This is a genomic window from Tissierella sp. (genome assembly GCF_031460495.1).
Classification (GTDB): domain Bacteria; phylum Bacillota; class Clostridia; order Tissierellales; family Tissierellaceae; genus JAVKTS01.
Genome location: NZ_JAVKTS010000005.1, coordinates 1 through 18317 on the forward strand (window position 1 = coordinate 1; position 18317 = coordinate 18317).

An 18317-nucleotide genomic window follows, 5' to 3' on the forward strand; every position below is an offset into this window, starting at 1 on the left:
GTTGAGCGTGCGATTGGAAAAGCACGTCTAAGTAAGTAGACAGAGGAGATAGGCAAATCCGTTTCCTCACTTAATGTCGAGATACGATGGGGATCGAAAAATAAGTAGAGAAGCAACTGACTCCACACTGCCAAGAAAAGCCACTATCGAGTAAATAACTACCCGTACCGCAAACCGACACAGGTAGGCGAGGAGAGAATCCTAAGATGAGCGGAAGAACTATTGTTAAGGAACTCGGCAAAATGACCCCGTAACTTCGGGAGAAGGGGAGCCAGAGAAGGATAGATTGAACAATCGAAAGAACATCTGGCCGCAGTGAATAGGCCCAAGCGACTGTTTACCAAAAACACAAGTCTCTGCTAAGTCGAAAGACGAAGTATAGGGGCTGACACCTGCCCGGTGCTGGAAGGTTAAGGGGAAGGCTTAGCGCAAGCGAAGGCTAGAACTTAAGCCCCAGTAAACGGCGGCCGTAACTATAACGGTCCTAAGGTAGCGAAATTCCTTGTCGGGTAAGTTCCGACCCGCACGAAAGGTGTAACGATTTGGGCACTGTCTCAACAATGGATCCGGTGAAATTGTAGTACACGTGAAGATGCGTGTTACCCGCGACAGGACGGAAAGACCCCGTGGAGCTTTACTGCAGGCTGACATTGGATTTCGGCATTGCATGTACAGGATAGGTGGGAGACTAAGAAGCCAGTGCGCCAGTATTGGTGGAGTCAACCTTGGGATACCACTCTTGTAATGCTGAAGTTCTAACCTGATACCATGAAACTGGTATAGGGACACTGTCAGTTGGGCAGTTTGACTGGGGCGGTCGCCTCCTAAAGAGTAACGGAGGCGCTCAAAGGTTTCCTCAGCACGGTCGGAAATCGTGCGAAGAGTGTAAAGGCAAAAGGAAGCTTAACTGCGACACCAACAAGTGGAGCAGGAACGAAAGTTGGACTTAGTGATCCGGTGGTTCCGAGTGGAAGGGCCATCGCTCAACGGATAAAAGCTACCCCGGGGATAACAGGCTTATCTCCCCCAAGAGTCCACATCGACGGGGAGGTTTGGCACCTCGATGTCGGCTCGTCTCATCCTGGGGCTGAAGTAGGTCCCAAGGGTTGGGCTGTTCGCCCATTAAAGAGGCACGCGAGCTGGGTTCAGAACGTCGTGAGACAGTTCGGTCCCTATCCGTCGTGGGCGTAGGAAATTTGAGAGGAGCTGTCCTTAGTACGAGAGGACCGGGATGGACGAACCGCTGGTGTATCAGTTGTCTTGCCAAAGGCATGGCTGAGTAGCTAAGTTCGGACGGGATAAGTGCTGAAGGCATCTAAGCACGAAGCCCCCCTCAAGATAAGATTTCCCATCACATAAGTGAGTAAGACTCCAGGAAGACCACCTGGTAGATAGGTCTCAGGTGAAAGAGTAGTAATACTTGAAGCTAAGAGATACTAATAAGTCGAGGACTTGACCAAAAAAATATATATTGCGAATGTAGTTTTCGTCTGGTGACGATAGCGAGATGGACACACCTGTTCCCATACCGAACACAGAAGTTAAGCATCTCAACGCCGATGGTACTTGGGTGGTAACGCCCTGGGAGAGTAGGAAGTTGCCAGGCTTACATAAAAGGCCCTATTACGATTGATTCGTAGTAGGGCTTTTTCTATTGCTGAGGGAAATTGCTGAAGAAAATGACAAAATTGTATATAATTTATTTACATGATATAATGATATAGAAACTAAATTTATAATTATTAGATAATTTATTTAGGAGTGAATGCTTATGTCTAAGGATAAAGTAAATTTAAACGATTTAATTAATTCCTTACCCATGGGGGTTATGGCAATAAACATAAACAATGAAATTACTTTTTTAAATGAAGAAGCTTTAGATATATTAGGACTAGATGATAAGGATAAATTAGGAAAAAATATAATAGATATTTTGCCTAATCTCAAAATTGATGAATTTGTGGAGAGTAGGGAAGAATATAAAGCTGACACTATAAGATACAATAATATTGATATTATTGTTGAGAAAAGAGTAATAAATATTAATGATTATGATAAGGGAGTTTATATATTTTTACAAAATCTAAGTAATTATAAGAAATTTATTAAATTATTGGATGAAAATGAAATTGAATCATCTTTTTTATTAAATACCATAACAGAAGCTACAAATGACGCTATTGTTTATGTAAATAAAGAAGGGAAAGTTGAAATATTAAGTAAGGCATATGCAAATTTCCTAGGAGTAGATAGGGAAGCATCCATTGGAAAACATGTAAGAGATGTTATAGAAAACACAAGAATGGATATTGTTGTTAAAACAGGAATACCTGAAATAGCACAGGTACAGGAGATAAATGGAAGAAAAATGATAGCTACTAGAATTCCAGTAATTGTAAATGATAAGATAGTAGGAGCTGTGGGAAAGGTATTATTCAAGGACTTAGATGACCTTAATTCTTTATATATGAAGATAAATAAAATAGAAAAGGAATTAAATTTATATAAAGATGAATTTAAAAAGGCAAATAAAGCAAAATATGCTATAGATAGTATAATAAGTGAGAGTAGATCCATGGAGGAACTAAAAGAGCTTACAATGATGGCGGCTAAGACCAACTCCAATGTGTTAATTTTAGGTGAATCTGGAACTGGAAAAGAGCTATTTGCTCATGCTATTCACAATAACAGCAGACGAAAAGATGCGCCATTTATAAAAGTAAATTGTGGTGCAATTCCTTATGAACTAATAGAATCAGAGTTGTTTGGTTATGAAGAAGGATCTTTTACTGGTGCAAAAAAAGGTGGAAAGATAGGAAAATTTAAAGCTGCAGATGGAGGAACAATATTTTTAGATGAAATAGGAGAACTTCCTATTAATATGCAAGTAAAGCTTTTAAGAGTTCTTCAGGATAAAGAAATAGAAAAAATAGGTTCTAATTTTTCGGAAAAGGTAGATATAAGAATAGTAGCAGCGACCAATAAAGATTTAGATAAAATGGTATCTGAAGGTATGTTTAGATTAGATTTATATTATAGATTAAATGTAGTAAATATAAAAATACCTCCACTTAGAGAAAGAAAAGAAGATATTTCCATTCTTTCTAAGCATTTAGTTAATAAGATATCAAAAGATGAAAATATTAAAGTAGATAAAATATCTGACAATACATTAGAATATTTAAAAAGTTATAGTTGGCCAGGTAATGTAAGAGAGCTAGAAAACATCCTTGAAAGGGCCATAAATTTTCTAGAAAAGGAAACCATTATTAAACCTAAACACTTGCCTCATAAGATTACAGGGATTGCTGGTGAAAAGAGAATTAGAAGTTTGAAATTGATTTTAGAAGAGGTAGAAAAACAATCTATAATAGATAGTCTAATAATATCTAATGGAAATAAGACTAATGCAGCAAATATATTAAATATTAGTCGTACAAGCTTGTATGAGAAGATTACCAAGTATGAAATAGATATATAAGCTAAACGAGTATATGACAAGGTTTTAACAATGTTGAGAATTATCTGAAAACTTTACACTTTATTTGAATAAAGGCTTAATATGTAAGAAAATCTTACACTTTATTTTAATAAAATGATCCAAGTGTAAACGAATCCTTACACTCACAAAATTAAAAGAGAAATTAAAATCAAAAAATGAAGGATTCACAAGTTAATTAGCATAGAAGTAGATATATTTTTTAAAAAATATATCTACTTTTTTTTATTTAAAGTTATTTAATTCGATTAAACCTAGGATTTTAAGGAAAAATAGAAAAATAATTAAAAGATGGCATAAGTATTGCAATGTATATAAATGTAATTCAAAAAAATAGGAGGTATTAAGATGTTAGAAAAAAAGATATGTATTGTAACAGGTGCTGCTAGTGGCATAGGATTAGCTATTGCAGAATCTTTTTCAAAGGATGGCGCCAATGTTGTTATGGCAGATATTAATGAAGAGGCTTTAAAAGTTCAGTCTGAAAGAATTGGTGCAACTTACTTTAAAACTGATTTAAGTAAGAGAGCTGATTGTAAAGCTTTAGTTGATTTTACTTTAGAAAAATTTTCGAAAGTAGATGTTCTTGTTAATGTTGCTGGAATCCAAACAGTGTCCCCTATTGAAGATTTTCCTGAAGATAAATGGGATTTTATGATGAATTTAATGTTAACAGCTCCATTCTTACTAACTAAATATGTATGGCCTTCTATGAAAGAGCAAAATTGGGGAAGAATAATTAACCTAAATTCAATTCATGGATTAGTAGCTTCTGAATTTAAATCTGCTTATGTTTCAGCTAAACATGGATTATCTGGACTAACAAAAACTGCTGCTTTAGAGGGTGGTGCATATGGTATAACTGTAAACTCAATTTGTCCAGCATATGTTAGAACTCCTTTAGTAGATAATCAAATTGAAGCACAAGCACAATCCCATGGAATATCGAGAGAAGAAGTTGTTGAAAAGATAATGTTACAAAAAGCGGCTGTTAAGAAACTAATAGAACCTGAAACTATTGGTGATGTGGTTAAATTCTTATGCTCAAAAGCAGGAGACCATATAACTGGATCCACAATGACAATAGATGGTGGTTGGACTGCGGGATAGGAAATAGGTATTATTTTAATTGTTTCACACAAAAGAAAAGTATATATTAAGTAAAAGAAATGGGGGAAATAAATTATGCTAGGTATTATAATTGGATTGGTATTATTGATGTTCTTAGCTTATAGAGGATATTCCATAATTTGGGTGGCACCGTTATGTGCATTAGTAGTAGCATTAACTGGTGGACTTGAATTACTTCCAGCTTATAAAGATACTTATATGACTGGTTTCGTAGGTTTCACAAAATCTTGGTTCCCTGTATTTATGTTAGGTGCTATATTTGGTGCATTAATGGATTATACTGGAGCAGCTAAGTCCATAGCAAAATGGCTTACAAAAGTACTAGGACCAAAGAGAGCCATCCTTTCTGTAGTAGTTGGATGTGCTGTATTAACTTATGGTGGTATATCTTTATTCGTAGTTGTATTTGCTATGTATCCTTTAGCATTGGACTTATTTAGAGAAGCTAATATTACTAGAAAGATTATTCCTGGAGCAATAGCTCTTGGATCATTTACCTTTACAATGACTGCAGTACCAGGTACACCACAAACTCAAAACTTAATTCCTATGGATTATTTCTTTACAACACCTACTGCAGCTCCAATAATGGGAATAACAGCAGCTGTATTTATTTTTGTTTTAGGATACGCATATTTACTATGGAGAGAAAAGAAGTTTACAGCTAAAGGCGAAGGTTTTATAGAGCCAGAAAAGAAAGGAAATACAAGTGTAGAATCTGAATCACAAGTACTTCCAAATCCATTTATTTCATTTTTACCTTTATTAACTGTAATTCTTACATTAAACTTAGAAGTCTTTAAATGGGATATAGTAGTTTGTCTATTAGCTGGTATAATTGTGGCAATGATAACTAACCCTCATAAATATTTAGGATTTACAAAATCTATAAGCACAGGTGCAACTTCATCAATAACTGCAATAATAAATACATCCGCTGCAGTTGGATTTGGTGCTATAGTAAAATCAGTCCCAGGTTTCAAAACTTTAACTGATATGTTGATTGGAATAAAAGGATCTCCACTTATTTCTGAAGCAGTTGCAGTTAATCTTTTAGCTGGTGCAACAGGCTCAGCTTCAGGTGGTATGGGTATAGCACTAGAAGCCTTAGGAGAAAAATATTATCAACTAGCATTAGAAACAGGAATTAGTCCGGAGGCATTTCATAGAGTAGCGTCATTAGCATCTGGTGGGCTTGATACACTTCCTCATAATGGAGCAGTACTAACACTACTTGCTGTTACTGGATTAACTCACAAGGATTCCTATATAGACATATGTGTTACATCATTAATATTACCAGTATTATCATCAATACCAGCAATAATACTTGCAAGTTTAGGAATATACTAAAAATTAACAAGATACCCACTTAAGATTATATTAGGTGGGTATCTATTATATAAAATGTTAAAATATATTTATAGAGCATAAAAACAGAGCCATCTTGGCTTTGTTTTTTGCTTGAAAAGGCATAACAGCATTTTTCTATTAATTTTTGAAATCATTTCATAAATTTATTAAATCTTATCTAAATATTGTATAATTATATTAGTGTAGTCAAAAAAGATTAAAAATTACTTAATAGGATGTGATAATTATGAAATCCTTTATTACAAGTGATAGTGTAAATATTTATTATGAAATAAAAGGACAAGGACTTCCTCTTGTTTTTATTCATGGATTTACAGAGGATCATAATTCATTTAGGATACAGCAAAGGGTACTATCCAAGAAATATAAGGTCATAACCTATGACTTAAGAGGTCATGGTCTATCAGATAGGATAGACTATGGATTAAATATTGAAAGATTTGCATTAGATTTAAGAGAACTTATTGATTATCTAAAATTGGAAGAAGTAATATTAGTTGGATGGTCCATGGGAGTGTCCATTATACTTGAATATATAAAACTATATGGATTAGAAAAATTATCTAAGATATGTATTGTAGATAAAGGACCAAAAGTCATAAACGATAGTAACTGGAACTTAGGTCTATACCATGGACAATATACTATGGAAGATGCTTTAAAGGATTTAGATTTAATAAAAAGTAACTGGATGGAATTTGCTGAAAGATTCATAAAAATCATGGCACCATATTTTAGTGATAAACAACTTAAAATTGCTATGGATAAGATGAAGAATAACTCTCCCCACATAATGTACTCCATATGGAAATCAATGACAGAAAAGGATTATAGACATATTTTGTATAAGATAAATATACCAACATTAATAATCTTTGGGGGGAAAAGTACTTTATATTCAATTAATGCTGGGAAATATCTTAAAGAGAATATTAAAAATTCAAAACTAATAATATTTGAGGATTGCACCCATTTGTTGGTATTAGAAAACCCTATTAGATTTAATAGGGTTTTGGAAGAATTTATTAGTAATAAAAAACATAATCTTTAATTAAAAATCTTTCTACTATGGATTTAATATAATCCATAGTATTATTTCTTGCATCTTCATATGAAATCTTATTTCTTAAAACCTTTTTTAACATACCTTCATATATTAAAAGCGTCATATCATTTAACTTATCTGCATCTTCTGACTTTATATAGCCTTCATTAACACAACTCAGCACAGTTGTCAAACCTCTTTCGTTGATATCACTTTTTAAAAGCATAGTAGAAATATTCTCATGATAATTTTGTAAATACTCTGGGAAAATTTTATAATATTCTTCTACATAATCTTCTATATCTTTATCTAAGTTTGAAAAGAAAATAGCATTATAAATCTCTGGCTTATCAAAGGAATAATCACAAAAACATTCCCATACCTTAAGAAATCTATCCATTGCATTATTAGAATCTGATAAATATGTATTCAAAGAAAGAGCATAGTCTTTTATATATTTCATAGAGGCATAGAAAATTAAATGATCAAGATTCTCAAAATAATTATAAAGAGTTGCACTATTATATCCAGCCCTATCAGCTATTCTTCTTAAGGTTATTCCTTCAATTCCATCCTCATCAATTAATTCTTCCGTAGCATTAATAAAGTAGAGCATCATTCTTTTTCTTTGTACTTCTCTTTTTGACACCATCATATCACCAATCACAATTTATTTTACATCTAATATATATTAGCATAAAAAAATATATTCTACAAACTAATTATAATATTAGCCATTAGGCTAATCTAAGAAATAAAAGACCCATAAATAATTATATGATGATTAGGTATTAAGTTTATCTATACTATAAAAAATATTTTAAAAGCTATCTATAATTATGATTGAAAGATAATCACGATTATGTTAATATAATAATTAACAAAGATAATCATGATTAATTTCAAAGGAGTGAAGAGATGAAACTAGAAATTGGTAATTTCCAAGTGAAGGATGTTGTTTTTGGAGAGAAAACCATGTTTAATAATGGAGTTCTATCCATCAACAAAGAAGAAGCTATGGCTTTCATTAAAGAAGATGAACACATTACAGATCTGGACATAGTAATAGCTAAGCCAGGAGAAAACATAAGAATAGTTCCTGTCAAAGAAGCAGTAGAACCAAGGATTCGTCCAGATGGCAGACCAGTATTCCCTGGAGTTACAGGAGATGTTGAGGCTACAGGTAGTGGAAGAGTACATGCATTAAAAGGATGTAGTGTTTTAGGTGTAGGTATGCATTATGGTAGCTTTGGTGATGGATTAATTGATATGGGGGGAGAGGGAGCTAAGTACACTTTATTCTCTGAACTTATTAATATATGTTTAGTAGCTGATACTGATGAAGAATTTGAAAGATTTGAGCAACAAAAGAAAAATACAGCTATCAGAATAGGATCCCATAGACTAGCAGAATATTTAGGAAATACAGTAAAGGATTTACAACCAGAAGAAATTGAAATATTTGAATTGGAACCAATAACTAAAAGATCTGAAGAAATAAATAAACTTCCATCAGTAGTACTAGTAATGCAACCTCAATCTCAAATGGAAGAATTAGGATATAATGATTTAGTATATGGATGGGATATGAATAAATATGTTCCTTCTTTTATGAATCCAAACGAAGTATTAGATGGCGCATTGATATCAGGTAGTTTCATGCCAGCATCATCAAAGTGGTCAACATATGATTTCCAAAACTTTCCTACAATTAGAGAACTATACAAAGAACATGGAAAGAGCATTAACTTCTTAGGAGTTATAATGTCAAATCTAAATGTATCTTTAGAACAGAAGAAACGTTCAGCTGTATTTGTAGCACAAATGGCAAAATCTCTAGGAGCTGACGGAGCTATAGTAACAGAAGAGGGATATGGTAATCCTGATGCAGATTACATTTTATGTCTTGCAGCATTAGAAGATGTAGGAGTAAAGACAGTAGGCATAAGTAATGAGTGTACAGGAAGAGACGGAGCTTCCCAGCCACTTGTTACATTAGATATAAAAGCAAATGCTCTAGTATCTACGGGAAATGTTTCACAACTAATAGAACTTCCACCTGCGGATAAAGTAATAGGTGAACTAGAAGCTTTAGCTAGAGATGGGTTATCTGGTGGATGGGCTTATGATGAGATACTAGGAGGATCTGTAAGAGAAGATGGATCAATCATAATGGAAAACAATGCAATGTTCTGTGGAGATAGAATAGCAGGTTGGTCAACTAAGACTATGAAAGAATTTTAGGAGGTGGAGAGATGAAAAAAGCAGTTCATTATATAAATCAATTTTTCGCAGGTATTGGTGGTGAAGATATAGCTGATTTCAAACCTGAAATTAAGGAAGGTCTAATAGGACCAGCACTTGCACTAAATAGTATGTTAGATGCAGAGGTTACGCATACTATTATTTGTGGCGATAACTTTATGGGTTCTAATACGGATGAAGCAGTAGAAATAATATTAGGATTTCTAGAAGACAAAGAATTTGATATTTTTGTTGCTGGCCCAGCATTCCAAGCAGGTAGATACGGCGTAGCCTGTGGTACAATTTGCAAAGCAGTTAAAGAAAAATTTAATGTCCCAGTTATTACATCCATGAATATAGAAAACCCTGGAGTAGAGATGTTCAAAAAAGATATGTATATATTTGAAGGTGGAAAATCAGCAGCAAAATTAAGAGAAGATGTTAAGGTGATAGCTGATTTTGCAAACAAGATATTAAAAGGTGAAAAGACAGGTTCAGCCGATGAAGAAGGATTCTTTCCAAGAGGAGTAAGGGCTCAAGTGTGGTTAGAATCAAAGAAGATTGCAGCAGAAAGAGGCGTAGAGATGTTAATTAAGAAATTAAACAACCAGCCTTTTGAAACAGAACTTCCAATACCAAAACAAGATAGAGTAGAGATAGCACAACCAATAAAGGATTTATCAAAAGCAAACATAGCAATAGTAACAACAGGTGGAATAGTACCAGTGGACAATCCAGATAGAATCCAATCAGCTTCAGCCACACGTTGGGGAAGATACGATATATCAAAGGATGAAAGACTAGAATCAGGAGTATACAAAACAATCCATGCAGGATTTGATCCAGCAGCAGCAGACGCAGATCCAAATGTAATAGTACCAATAGATGCAATGAAGACATATTTAAAAGAAGGAAAGATAGGGAAACTTCATGATTATTTCTATAGCACAGTAGGTACAGGAACAACCCAAGCAGAAGCAGCAAGAATGGGTAAAGAAATAGTAGAAAAATTGCGAGAAGATAATGTTGATGGAGTTATAATGACATCAACCTGAGGTACCTGTACACGTTGCGGTGCAACGATGGTAAAAGAAATAGAAAGAGCAGGAATACCAATAGTACAGATGTGTAACCTAATACCTGTAGCAACAACAGTAGGATCAAATAAAATAGTACCTACAATATCTATCCCATATCCACTAGGGGATCCAGCAACAACTAAGGAAGCCCAATGGAAACTAAGATATCATAGAGTAGGAGTAGCATTAGATGCTCTAACTGAAAACATAGAAGAACAAACAGTGTTTAAGGTTAAGATTTAGTATTAGTAGGGTGCCTGAATAGAATCCTTTATTAGGGTTCTGTTCAGGAATAAATTAAAGGGGGATTTATATGAAAAAGAAAGATAATAGCGTTTTTAACATTTCTTTGATTATAGTATTAGTAATTTCGCTCTGGGGAATACTTTCACCTACGACATTTGGTGATGTTGCAGGAAATGCATTTACATTTTTAACGGATAAATTTGGTTGGTTTTATTTGATATCTATGTTTTTCTTTGTTGTATTTATGGCGTTTATTGCTTTCAGTAAATATGGAAATATTAGATTAGGAGCTGATGACTCAAGGCCAGAGTATAGTTACATTTCTTGGTTTGCAATGCTATTTTCTGCAGGCATGGGAATAGGTCTTGTATTCTGGGGTGTTGCAGAACCACTAAATCATTATCTATATCCAATGGGAATGACAGGGGGTACACCAGAAGCCGCTAATTTTGCAATATTTTCATCATTTTTACACTGGGGTATACATCCATGGGCAAATTATGCTGTAATTGCTCTACCATTAGCATATATGCAGTTTAGAAAAGGTAAACCAGGTCTTATAAGTAGTATATTTATCCCGCTAATTGGTGAAGAAAGAGTAAAAGGGTCAATAGGTAAGTTTATTGATATATTAGCAATATTTGCAACGGTTGCTGGTGTAGCAACTTCTCTTGGATTAGGTGTACTTCAAATAAATAGTGGATTGAATTATTTGTTTGGAATACCGATAAATACTTTAGTTCATATTATTATCATTGTAGTTGTAACTGCTATGTTTATGGCATCAGCAATATCTGGTGTTGATAAAGGAATATTATTTTTATCAAATGCTAATATAGCAATAGCTTTTGGACTAATGGTGTTAACTCTCCTATTAGGACCAACTTTGAAGATAATAAACTCTTTAACAAATGGATTGGGCCAATATATATCCGGATTTATCAGGGAGAGTTTCGCAATTAATGCCTTTGGTGATAATGGATGGATTGCTGGATGGAGAATCTTTTATTGGGCATGGTGGATTGCATGGGCACCATTTGTTGGAGTATTTATAGCTCGTATATCTAAAGGTAGAACTATTAGAGAATTTATTATAGGAGTATCAGTAGTTCCAGCTATAGGATCATTCATTTGGTTTGCAATATTTGGTGCAACTGGAATCAGCCTAGGAACAGAAGTTGCGGCAGAGGCAATAAAAGTAACAGAAACCGCATTCTTTGTTGTAATGAAGCATATTCCATTTGGTAGTATAATATCACTTGTTGCAATACTATTGCTTTGTACATTCTTTGTTACATCAGCAGACTCTGCAACCTTCGTATTAGGTATGATGTCAAGAAATGGAGAATTAAATCCAGATACTAAAACAAAGATTATTTGGGGATTGGTGCAGTCAGCTATGGCATTTGCACTTATGTTAGCAGGTGGTTTACAAGTATTACAGACTGGATCCATAGTAGCAGCTTTCCCGTTTGCATTTGTAATGATATTTGCCTGCTTCTCATTTTGGAAAGTTCTTAAGACTGAAAATGTTGGAGTAGTAAGCCAAAAAGAATTAGAATAATTAAAGGGACCTTATGGGTCCCTTTTCCAGTTCTACCTAGATTCCTTTTCTTATATAAATGGTAAATAATTATTATTCTTATTCCTAAAGGGCTTAGATATTATATTTTCTAGTATTCTAAGACCTTCTATTATCTTGTCATTATCTACTGCACCAAAACTAAGCCTAATATAATTTGAATAGATAGATTCATCTGTGAAAAAGACTTTTCCAGGCACAATTGCTAGATTGTTTTCTCCACATTCACTATATAATGCAAAAGCATCTATTTCATCAGGTAGTTTAAGCCAGATACTCAGTCCACCTTTAGGTTCTATATAGGATACACCGTAATCATCTAATTTGTCCAAGGCAGATATCATTATATTATACTTTTCAAAATATACCTTTTTCACTTTCTCTATATGCTTTTTCCAATATCCTTTTCTAAGATATAAATCAAAGGCTCTTTGAAGATATCCAGAGGAGGATACATCTGTAGTATGTTTAGCCTTGATTATTTCCTTGAAAAGCTTATTAGGCAAAGTTATAAATCCGATCCTCACCCCAGGCATGAAAATCTTTGAAAAACTTTTAATAAAAATAACTTGGTCAAATTTATCAATTGCTTTTAAAGGACTCTTCTTTTCATCATCAAAGGATAAGTCTGTTAAAAAATCATCTTCAATTATATAAAAATCATATTCTCTGGCTAAAGAGATAAGCTCTTTTTTCTTCTCCTGGCTATAGGAGTAAGTAGTAGGGCTTTGATAGTTGGTCATTATATATAGGAATTTCGGTCTGTATCTTTTTATATATGATTTTAGCAAATCTAAATCTATGCCATCATTTAATATAGGTATTCCTATTATCTTAGCTCCCCTTGATTTAAATGCAGCTAATGCACCAGAATAGGTTGGGTTTTCAATAAATATACAGTCCCCAGGATTAATTAAGGTCTTTGATATTATATCTAAGCCCTGTTGCCCACCAGAAGTAATTAGAATTTGATCTTTATCTACTGTGGTACCATAATTACTCATAAGGAATTTTGAGATGGATTCGCGAAGTGGACCATATCCTGTAATTTCTGGGTATAAAAAAGCTTGGCCTCCATCTCTATCTAAAACTTCAACTAAGGCTTGTTTAAATTCCTCTATTGGAAATAAATCTGGAGTGGGGGACATTGAAGCAAAGTTTATACTATCTTTTGAAATAGGAAGAATACCAGATACCATTAATTCCATATCTCCATCTTCTAAGTAAGGCATATCTACAGTAACTGGTAATTTTTTTATATAAGTTCCACTACCTTTTATGGAATAAACATAGCCTTCTTGTTCTAATAATTTATAGGCACTAACTACAGTTACATTATTTACACCAAGAGACTTTGCAAGAGATCTAATAGAAGGCAATTTTTCTTCTTCCAGTTGATTTCCCTCTATTAATGATTTAAATTTTTCATATAACTGGACATATAAGGGTGTATCAGTTTCTTTGTTTAAGATAAATTTATTCATAGGTATCCTCCTTAAATGTATGGATACATTTATTATAACAGATTTATTAAGGAATAAATAGGAATTAAAATAATACAAGTAAATAATAAGAACTCCCTTTAAGGGAGTTCTTATTATTCAATGATTACTTCAACTTTAGTACCATCATCACTATTTACTTCTACAATTTTACCAGTTTCACCATTTTTAATAGCTGCAAATATTTCTTCCATATCTTCTTCAGTTAAACCAGCTTCTTTAAATTCGGGGGAAAATTTGCCCGCTAGTTTAACACCTATATTGACTAGGGAAATAGGTAAGGTTACATTAACCTTAGTAGAATCCTCAGGGTCAAATACTCTAATTTTCAACCATTTAGCTTTGCTTTTTATAGAGGAACTACTACTTGTTATAGGGTCAGTTTTCTCTAATGCATCAAGTAATTTTACACCTTCTTCAGTTGTTATTTTACCTTCTTTAACCATGTTTAAGATTTGCATTTTTTCTGCCACTATAATCACTCCTGATATATTTTTATTGAACCGTTAGATGTAGATGCAATGAATTTCAGATGATCTTTATTTTCATCATAATTAACACTATGAGCCTCTATTTTCTTTAGGCCAAGATTGGCCTGTTTGTTAGTCTTATATATTAAATTTGGTACATCTAATGTAATACTACCCATGGAGGTCTCTAAATCAAAATAGCTTTCTTTGTCAGCTTCATAAATCTCAGAACTAATTGAGCCATTAGAAGTAATTAATTTTATTTCTTTAATTCTATTCATATCAATTTCATCACAGGTAATTTTACTATTTGATGTAATTAAATGAATTGTATCACAAGTAATATCATTTGCTTCAATTGAAGCATTGGAGTTATTGCATATTATTTTTTCAGCATCAATATCGTTGATAGCTATTTTAGCATTGGCTGTTTTAGCATAGATTTCAGAACAGTTTGTATCGTTTATAAATATATTAGAATTTGTAGTAGCTGCATTAATGATATCTGATTGTATATCACTGCATTCTATTCTTCCATTTTTGGTTGTTAAATCAATTTCTTTAGAGCTTACTTCTACAAGATCAATAGATGAATTTGTAGTAATACATCTTAAAGTATCAACATTTAATTCTTGGATATCTATTTTTCCGTTAGTAGAGTTTAGTAGAATTTCATTATAGTCTTTTTCAGGCAGCAAAACATCTAATTTTATAGAAATATTACTATGATATTTTGGCATAAAGCTTATTTTATCTCCATCAGCAATGAAAGTAAAATAGGAGTCATTTGGAGAAAAAAGACCATTCTTATATTGGCAAGTTACTTTTATTAAAAGTTTATCTTCATCAGTAGGTCTTAGTCTTATGGAATCATTAATTGCATGAAGTTCTAGGCTTGGATTTTCAATGTCATTCAAATCGAAGTCTAATTTTGTAGTAATAGTTTCATAAGTACTCTTAGAAGCAAAAGAATTACCAATATTTCTTAGACCACTTAGTACATTTGATAGAGCAATATTAATATCAGATTTAACTTCTTTAACATCAATTTTTGATACTGCATCTCTAATGTCAGATCCAAGATCCTCAAGAGAATTTAAATTCAGTATTGGGTCTTTTTCTTGATTTGTGTTCTTTTGACTGTTTTCATTAGCAAAGTTATTAGTATCTCTAGGAATATCTATTTCCTCTAAAGCTTCCAAAAGCTTTATAGCTTCCTCTGATGTTATCTTGCCTTCTTCAAGCATTGATAAAATCATCATTTTTTCTTCTTTCATTTTCATCCTCCTATTCTTCGCCCTGAAGTAGCTTTATAGCTTCATCAGATGTTATTTCACCACTATTTAATTTTTTCAAAACTTCTTTTTTATCAATAGAAGGTTCTGTGTACTTAGGACTATATCCTAAAGCTTCAATTACATTTTCCAGCTTCCCTCTAACAGTCGGATAGGAAATACCCATCTCCTTTTCAATTTCCTTTATGTTCCCTCTACTTTTTATAAATATTTCCACAAATTTCTTTTGCTCATCTGTTAGTTTACAAAATTTGCAAAGAGAAAAGTCTCCTTCTATATGGGTATGGCATTTATGACAGCTAAGTTTTGTTACATAAAGTTCATCACCACATACAGGACATTTACCTAATACTTCTCTTTTCATATTTTCACCCTTTCCTTTCTAAAATATAGAAATTTTCACCATAGTTCCTTCTCTAGCAGTTATATCAGTTAAGTCAATTTTACCTTTTGTCTTTAATTACTATTTTATACTGTTAATATCATAATAGTAGAAAATATTAAATATGTCAACATAAATATTAACAAAATCAATCAATTAATTAAATATATTAATATCCTTATTAAACATTAACAAAAAGTTATCTAGTTTTATTAAAAAACATTTAGATGCAATAATACATAAATTGTTTTTCAATTTTATTTTATGATATAATGAACTGACATAATAATAGGCAATTAGGGAGGTAATTATGGAAGAAAGTAAAAAAAGTAACCATAAAGGCTTTAAAATATTTATTGCCATATTTCTTGTTCTTAGTTTGATTTTTTTGAAAGAAGAAAATCAAACTAAAATAATTAAATTTCTTGATTCTTTTAGTGGTGGAGAGAAAGTATTAAAGCTAGTAGACTCATTTACAATTCATGACGATATCATGAATATAAATATCTATGATGGAACTATTGTTAAATGGGATAATAGTAAATTAACATATTTAAAAACAGATGGTACAATTGTTTTGGAGAAAGAATTTAATTTTGATATACCCTTTATATATTATGGAGATAAGTATATCTATGTGGGAGATAAGTCTACAGGAGATATTTATTCCTTAGATAGTAAGGGTGAGACCATAGATAGATTACAGTTAAATAAAGAAATATTTAACATAAAGGAAAGTCATGGAAATTTTATTTATCATACAAAATCACTTACTGGAGAAAGTATTAATATCTTAGATAAAGATGGGATATTGATTGGCAATTATTCTTTTGAGGATAAAAACATTCTTGAATATACAACAAATAGTAGTGGATCTAAACATTCACTAGCTTTATTGGACTTAAATGGCGAAGTATTAAAAACTCAAATACATTTATTTGGAGAAGATAAAGAAAGTCTAGGTTCTATAGATATAGAAAATGAAATAACTGTATATCTTGGATTTGTCTTAGAAGATGAATTAATTGCATTAACAGATAAATCACTTTATTTTATAAAAGATGGTAAAATAATGTTGAAGAAACAATTTGATTTAATAAAAGATATTTACTTAGGTAAAGAAGAAATATATATTTTGTATAGCAATTATTTAGAAGTTATAGATTTTGATGGTAGAACTCAGCACAAAATTGGCTTTACTCAAGAGTATAATAAATTGATTCCATTTGATAATAGGGTATTGATTTATGGAGATAATAATCTAGAATTAGTAGAAGGTAAGGAACATATATTAAAGCATAATGAAGATTTCCAAGATATTTTTGTAGGGAAAGGACAAATATTAATATGGGGATCAGATGAAATAAAGACATATGAAGTTTCAAATAAAAAATAGTTGGATTTAGATTGATATTAATATATATGTAATGAAGGAAATTCTTTATTGATTTTATCTATAATAAACACAAGAATATAACATTTGTTAATAGTTTTATTTCAAAGATGTAAAACTAGTATAATATAAGTAATGAAAAGCTTAGGAGGAATATCAATGAATAAAGAAGTAGATGCAAGGGGATTATTATGCCCAAAACCAGTTATAATGACAAAAAAGGAATTAGATAATTTTCCAGGTGGTGTATTGACTACCATAGTAGATAATGAAGTGGCAAAGGATAATGTTTCAAAATTAGCTGCATCATATGGATATAGTTTTATAGTAGATAAATCTAAGGAGAATGATTATTATATTCATATTACCAAGGATAAATTAGATAATAAAGCTGCAGCTAAGGAAGAGGTATGTATACCAGATACTTTTAAAGATTTGACAATCGCCATTGGGTCTAATCTAATGGGCAATGGTGGAGAAGAGTTAGGCAAGATTTTGATGAAGAGTTTTATTTATACCGTAAAAGAAACTACTCCTTGGCCTGCTACAATGGTATTTTTCAATTCTGGAGTATATTTAACTTGTGAAGGCTCTGAAGTTTTAGATGATTTAAAGGCAATGGCAGATGAAGGTGTTGAAATAATATCATGTGGTACATGTTTAGATTATTATAATATAAAAGATACTCTTAAAGTAGGGGAAATAGGTAATATGTACACTATTTATGAAAAGATGAGAAATGCAAACAATACATTAAATATTTAATAGGAGATGCCATGAGAAAAGAGACATACGGAGTAGCTACATTTAAATCTACCCATCATACAATACAATCTGAAGGGGTATTTAAATCAAAAGAAATAGCAATAAAGACTATACCTACACCTAGAGAAATTACAGTTAGTTGTGGTTTAGCTATAATTTTTGCACTAGATGATTTTCCTAAGGTAGAAGAAATGATATATAATAATGAAATAACTATAGATGGTATATATAAATATACTAAGGATGGAGCTAATAGTAAGGCTGAGAAGTTAATATAGGGTAGAGGTTGATAATATGGATATGATTAGGT

At 32.2% G+C, this 18317-nt stretch carries 15 protein-coding genes and 2 rRNA genes; 12 read left to right on the forward strand and 5 right to left on the reverse strand.

The genetic code is table 11. The features are described from left to right. The 6 genes from RIN63_RS12080 to RIN63_RS12105 all read left to right on the forward strand — a co-directional run. Positions 1–1460 (forward strand): 23S ribosomal RNA (locus RIN63_RS12080); the annotation flags it as partial. 29 nt (positions 1461–1489) lie between these two features. Beyond that, positions 1490–1606, forward strand: a 5S ribosomal RNA gene (gene rrf / locus RIN63_RS12085). Positions 1607–1771: 165 nt separating this feature from the next. Further along, positions 1772–3481 carry a sigma 54-interacting transcriptional regulator gene (locus RIN63_RS12090; protein WP_310444992.1) on the forward strand — a complete coding sequence of 570 codons (1710 nt, stop codon included), beginning with the start codon at positions 1772–1774 and terminating at the stop codon, positions 3479–3481. A 366-nt stretch (positions 3482–3847) separates the two neighbouring features. Then, positions 3848–4609: a 3-hydroxybutyrate dehydrogenase gene (locus tag RIN63_RS12095; protein ID WP_310444993.1), complete on the forward strand. Its 762-nt coding sequence runs from the start codon at positions 3848–3850 to the stop codon at positions 4607–4609. Positions 4610–4684: 75 nt separating this feature from the next. Beyond that, entirely contained in the window at positions 4685–5983 is a 1299-nt protein-coding gene (locus RIN63_RS12100; protein WP_310444994.1) for a GntP family permease, read from the forward strand. A gap of 247 nt (positions 5984–6230) precedes the next feature. Next, a complete protein-coding gene (locus RIN63_RS12105; RefSeq protein WP_310444995.1) occupies positions 6231–7055 on the forward strand; it encodes an alpha/beta hydrolase in 825 nt (274 codons plus the stop codon). On the opposite strand, the gene RIN63_RS12110 is transcribed toward RIN63_RS12105, so the two are convergent. After that, positions 7030–7704 (reverse strand): TetR/AcrR family transcriptional regulator, encoded by a 675-nt coding sequence (locus tag RIN63_RS12110; protein ID WP_310444996.1) that lies wholly within the window; start codon positions 7702–7704, stop codon positions 7030–7032. The genes RIN63_RS12105 and RIN63_RS12110 overlap by 26 nt on opposite strands. 263 nt (positions 7705–7967) lie before the next feature. Here RIN63_RS12110 and RIN63_RS12115 point away from each other — a divergent pair, with 263 nt between their 5' ends. From RIN63_RS12115 to RIN63_RS12125, 3 genes are all read left to right on the forward strand, one after another. Next, entirely contained in the window at positions 7968–9293 is a 1326-nt protein-coding gene (locus RIN63_RS12115; protein ID WP_310444997.1) for a glycine/sarcosine/betaine reductase component B subunit, read from the forward strand. An 11-nt stretch (positions 9294–9304) separates the two neighbouring features. After that, a complete protein-coding gene (gene grdH, locus RIN63_RS12120) occupies positions 9305–10615 on the forward strand; it encodes a betaine reductase selenoprotein B (RefSeq protein WP_310444998.1) in 1311 nt (436 codons plus the stop codon). Between the two features lie 70 nt (positions 10616–10685). Next, positions 10686–12182, forward strand: coding sequence for a BCCT family transporter (locus tag RIN63_RS12125; RefSeq protein WP_310444999.1), 1497 nt, complete (start codon positions 10686–10688; stop codon positions 12180–12182). 50 nt (positions 12183–12232) lie between these two features. Here RIN63_RS12125 and RIN63_RS12130 read toward each other — a convergent pair whose 3' ends face one another. The 4 genes from RIN63_RS12130 to RIN63_RS12145 all read right to left on the reverse strand — a co-directional run bounded on the left by RIN63_RS12130 (position 12233) and on the right by RIN63_RS12145 (position 15831). Beyond that, a complete protein-coding gene (locus tag RIN63_RS12130; RefSeq protein WP_310445000.1) occupies positions 12233–13684 on the reverse strand; it encodes a PLP-dependent aminotransferase family protein in 1452 nt (483 codons plus the stop codon). A 113-nt stretch (positions 13685–13797) separates the two neighbouring features. After that, positions 13798–14175: an SHOCT-like domain-containing protein gene (locus RIN63_RS12135; RefSeq protein WP_310445001.1), complete on the reverse strand. Its 378-nt coding sequence runs from the start codon at positions 14173–14175 to the stop codon at positions 13798–13800. Between the two features lie 5 nt (positions 14176–14180). Next, the gene (locus RIN63_RS12140) at positions 14181–15449 is read right to left on the reverse strand and encodes a DUF4097 family beta strand repeat-containing protein (RefSeq protein ID WP_310445002.1); all 1269 of its coding nucleotides are present in this window, start codon (positions 15447–15449) and stop codon (positions 14181–14183) included. A 10-nt stretch (positions 15450–15459) separates the two neighbouring features. Beyond that, entirely contained in the window at positions 15460–15831 is a 372-nt protein-coding gene (locus tag RIN63_RS12145) for a DUF2089 domain-containing protein (RefSeq protein ID WP_310445003.1), read from the reverse strand. 328 nt (positions 15832–16159) lie between these two features. Between RIN63_RS12145 and RIN63_RS12150 the strand changes: the two genes are divergently transcribed. The 3 genes from RIN63_RS12150 to RIN63_RS12160 all read left to right on the forward strand — a co-directional run bounded on the left by RIN63_RS12150 (position 16160) and on the right by RIN63_RS12160 (position 18285). Then, on the forward strand, positions 16160–17245 hold the full coding sequence (locus RIN63_RS12150; protein ID WP_310445004.1) for a DUF5711 family protein: 1086 nt from the start codon (positions 16160–16162) through the stop codon (positions 17243–17245). A 156-nt stretch (positions 17246–17401) separates the two neighbouring features. Then, positions 17402–18007, forward strand: a complete 606-nt coding sequence (gene yedF / locus RIN63_RS12155) for a sulfurtransferase-like selenium metabolism protein YedF (RefSeq protein ID WP_310445005.1) — start codon at positions 17402–17404, stop codon at positions 18005–18007. An 11-nt stretch (positions 18008–18018) separates the two neighbouring features. Continuing rightward, positions 18019–18285, forward strand: a complete 267-nt coding sequence (locus RIN63_RS12160) for a DUF3343 domain-containing protein (protein WP_310445006.1) — start codon at positions 18019–18021, stop codon at positions 18283–18285. The last annotated feature ends 32 nt before the right edge of the window (positions 18286–18317 follow it).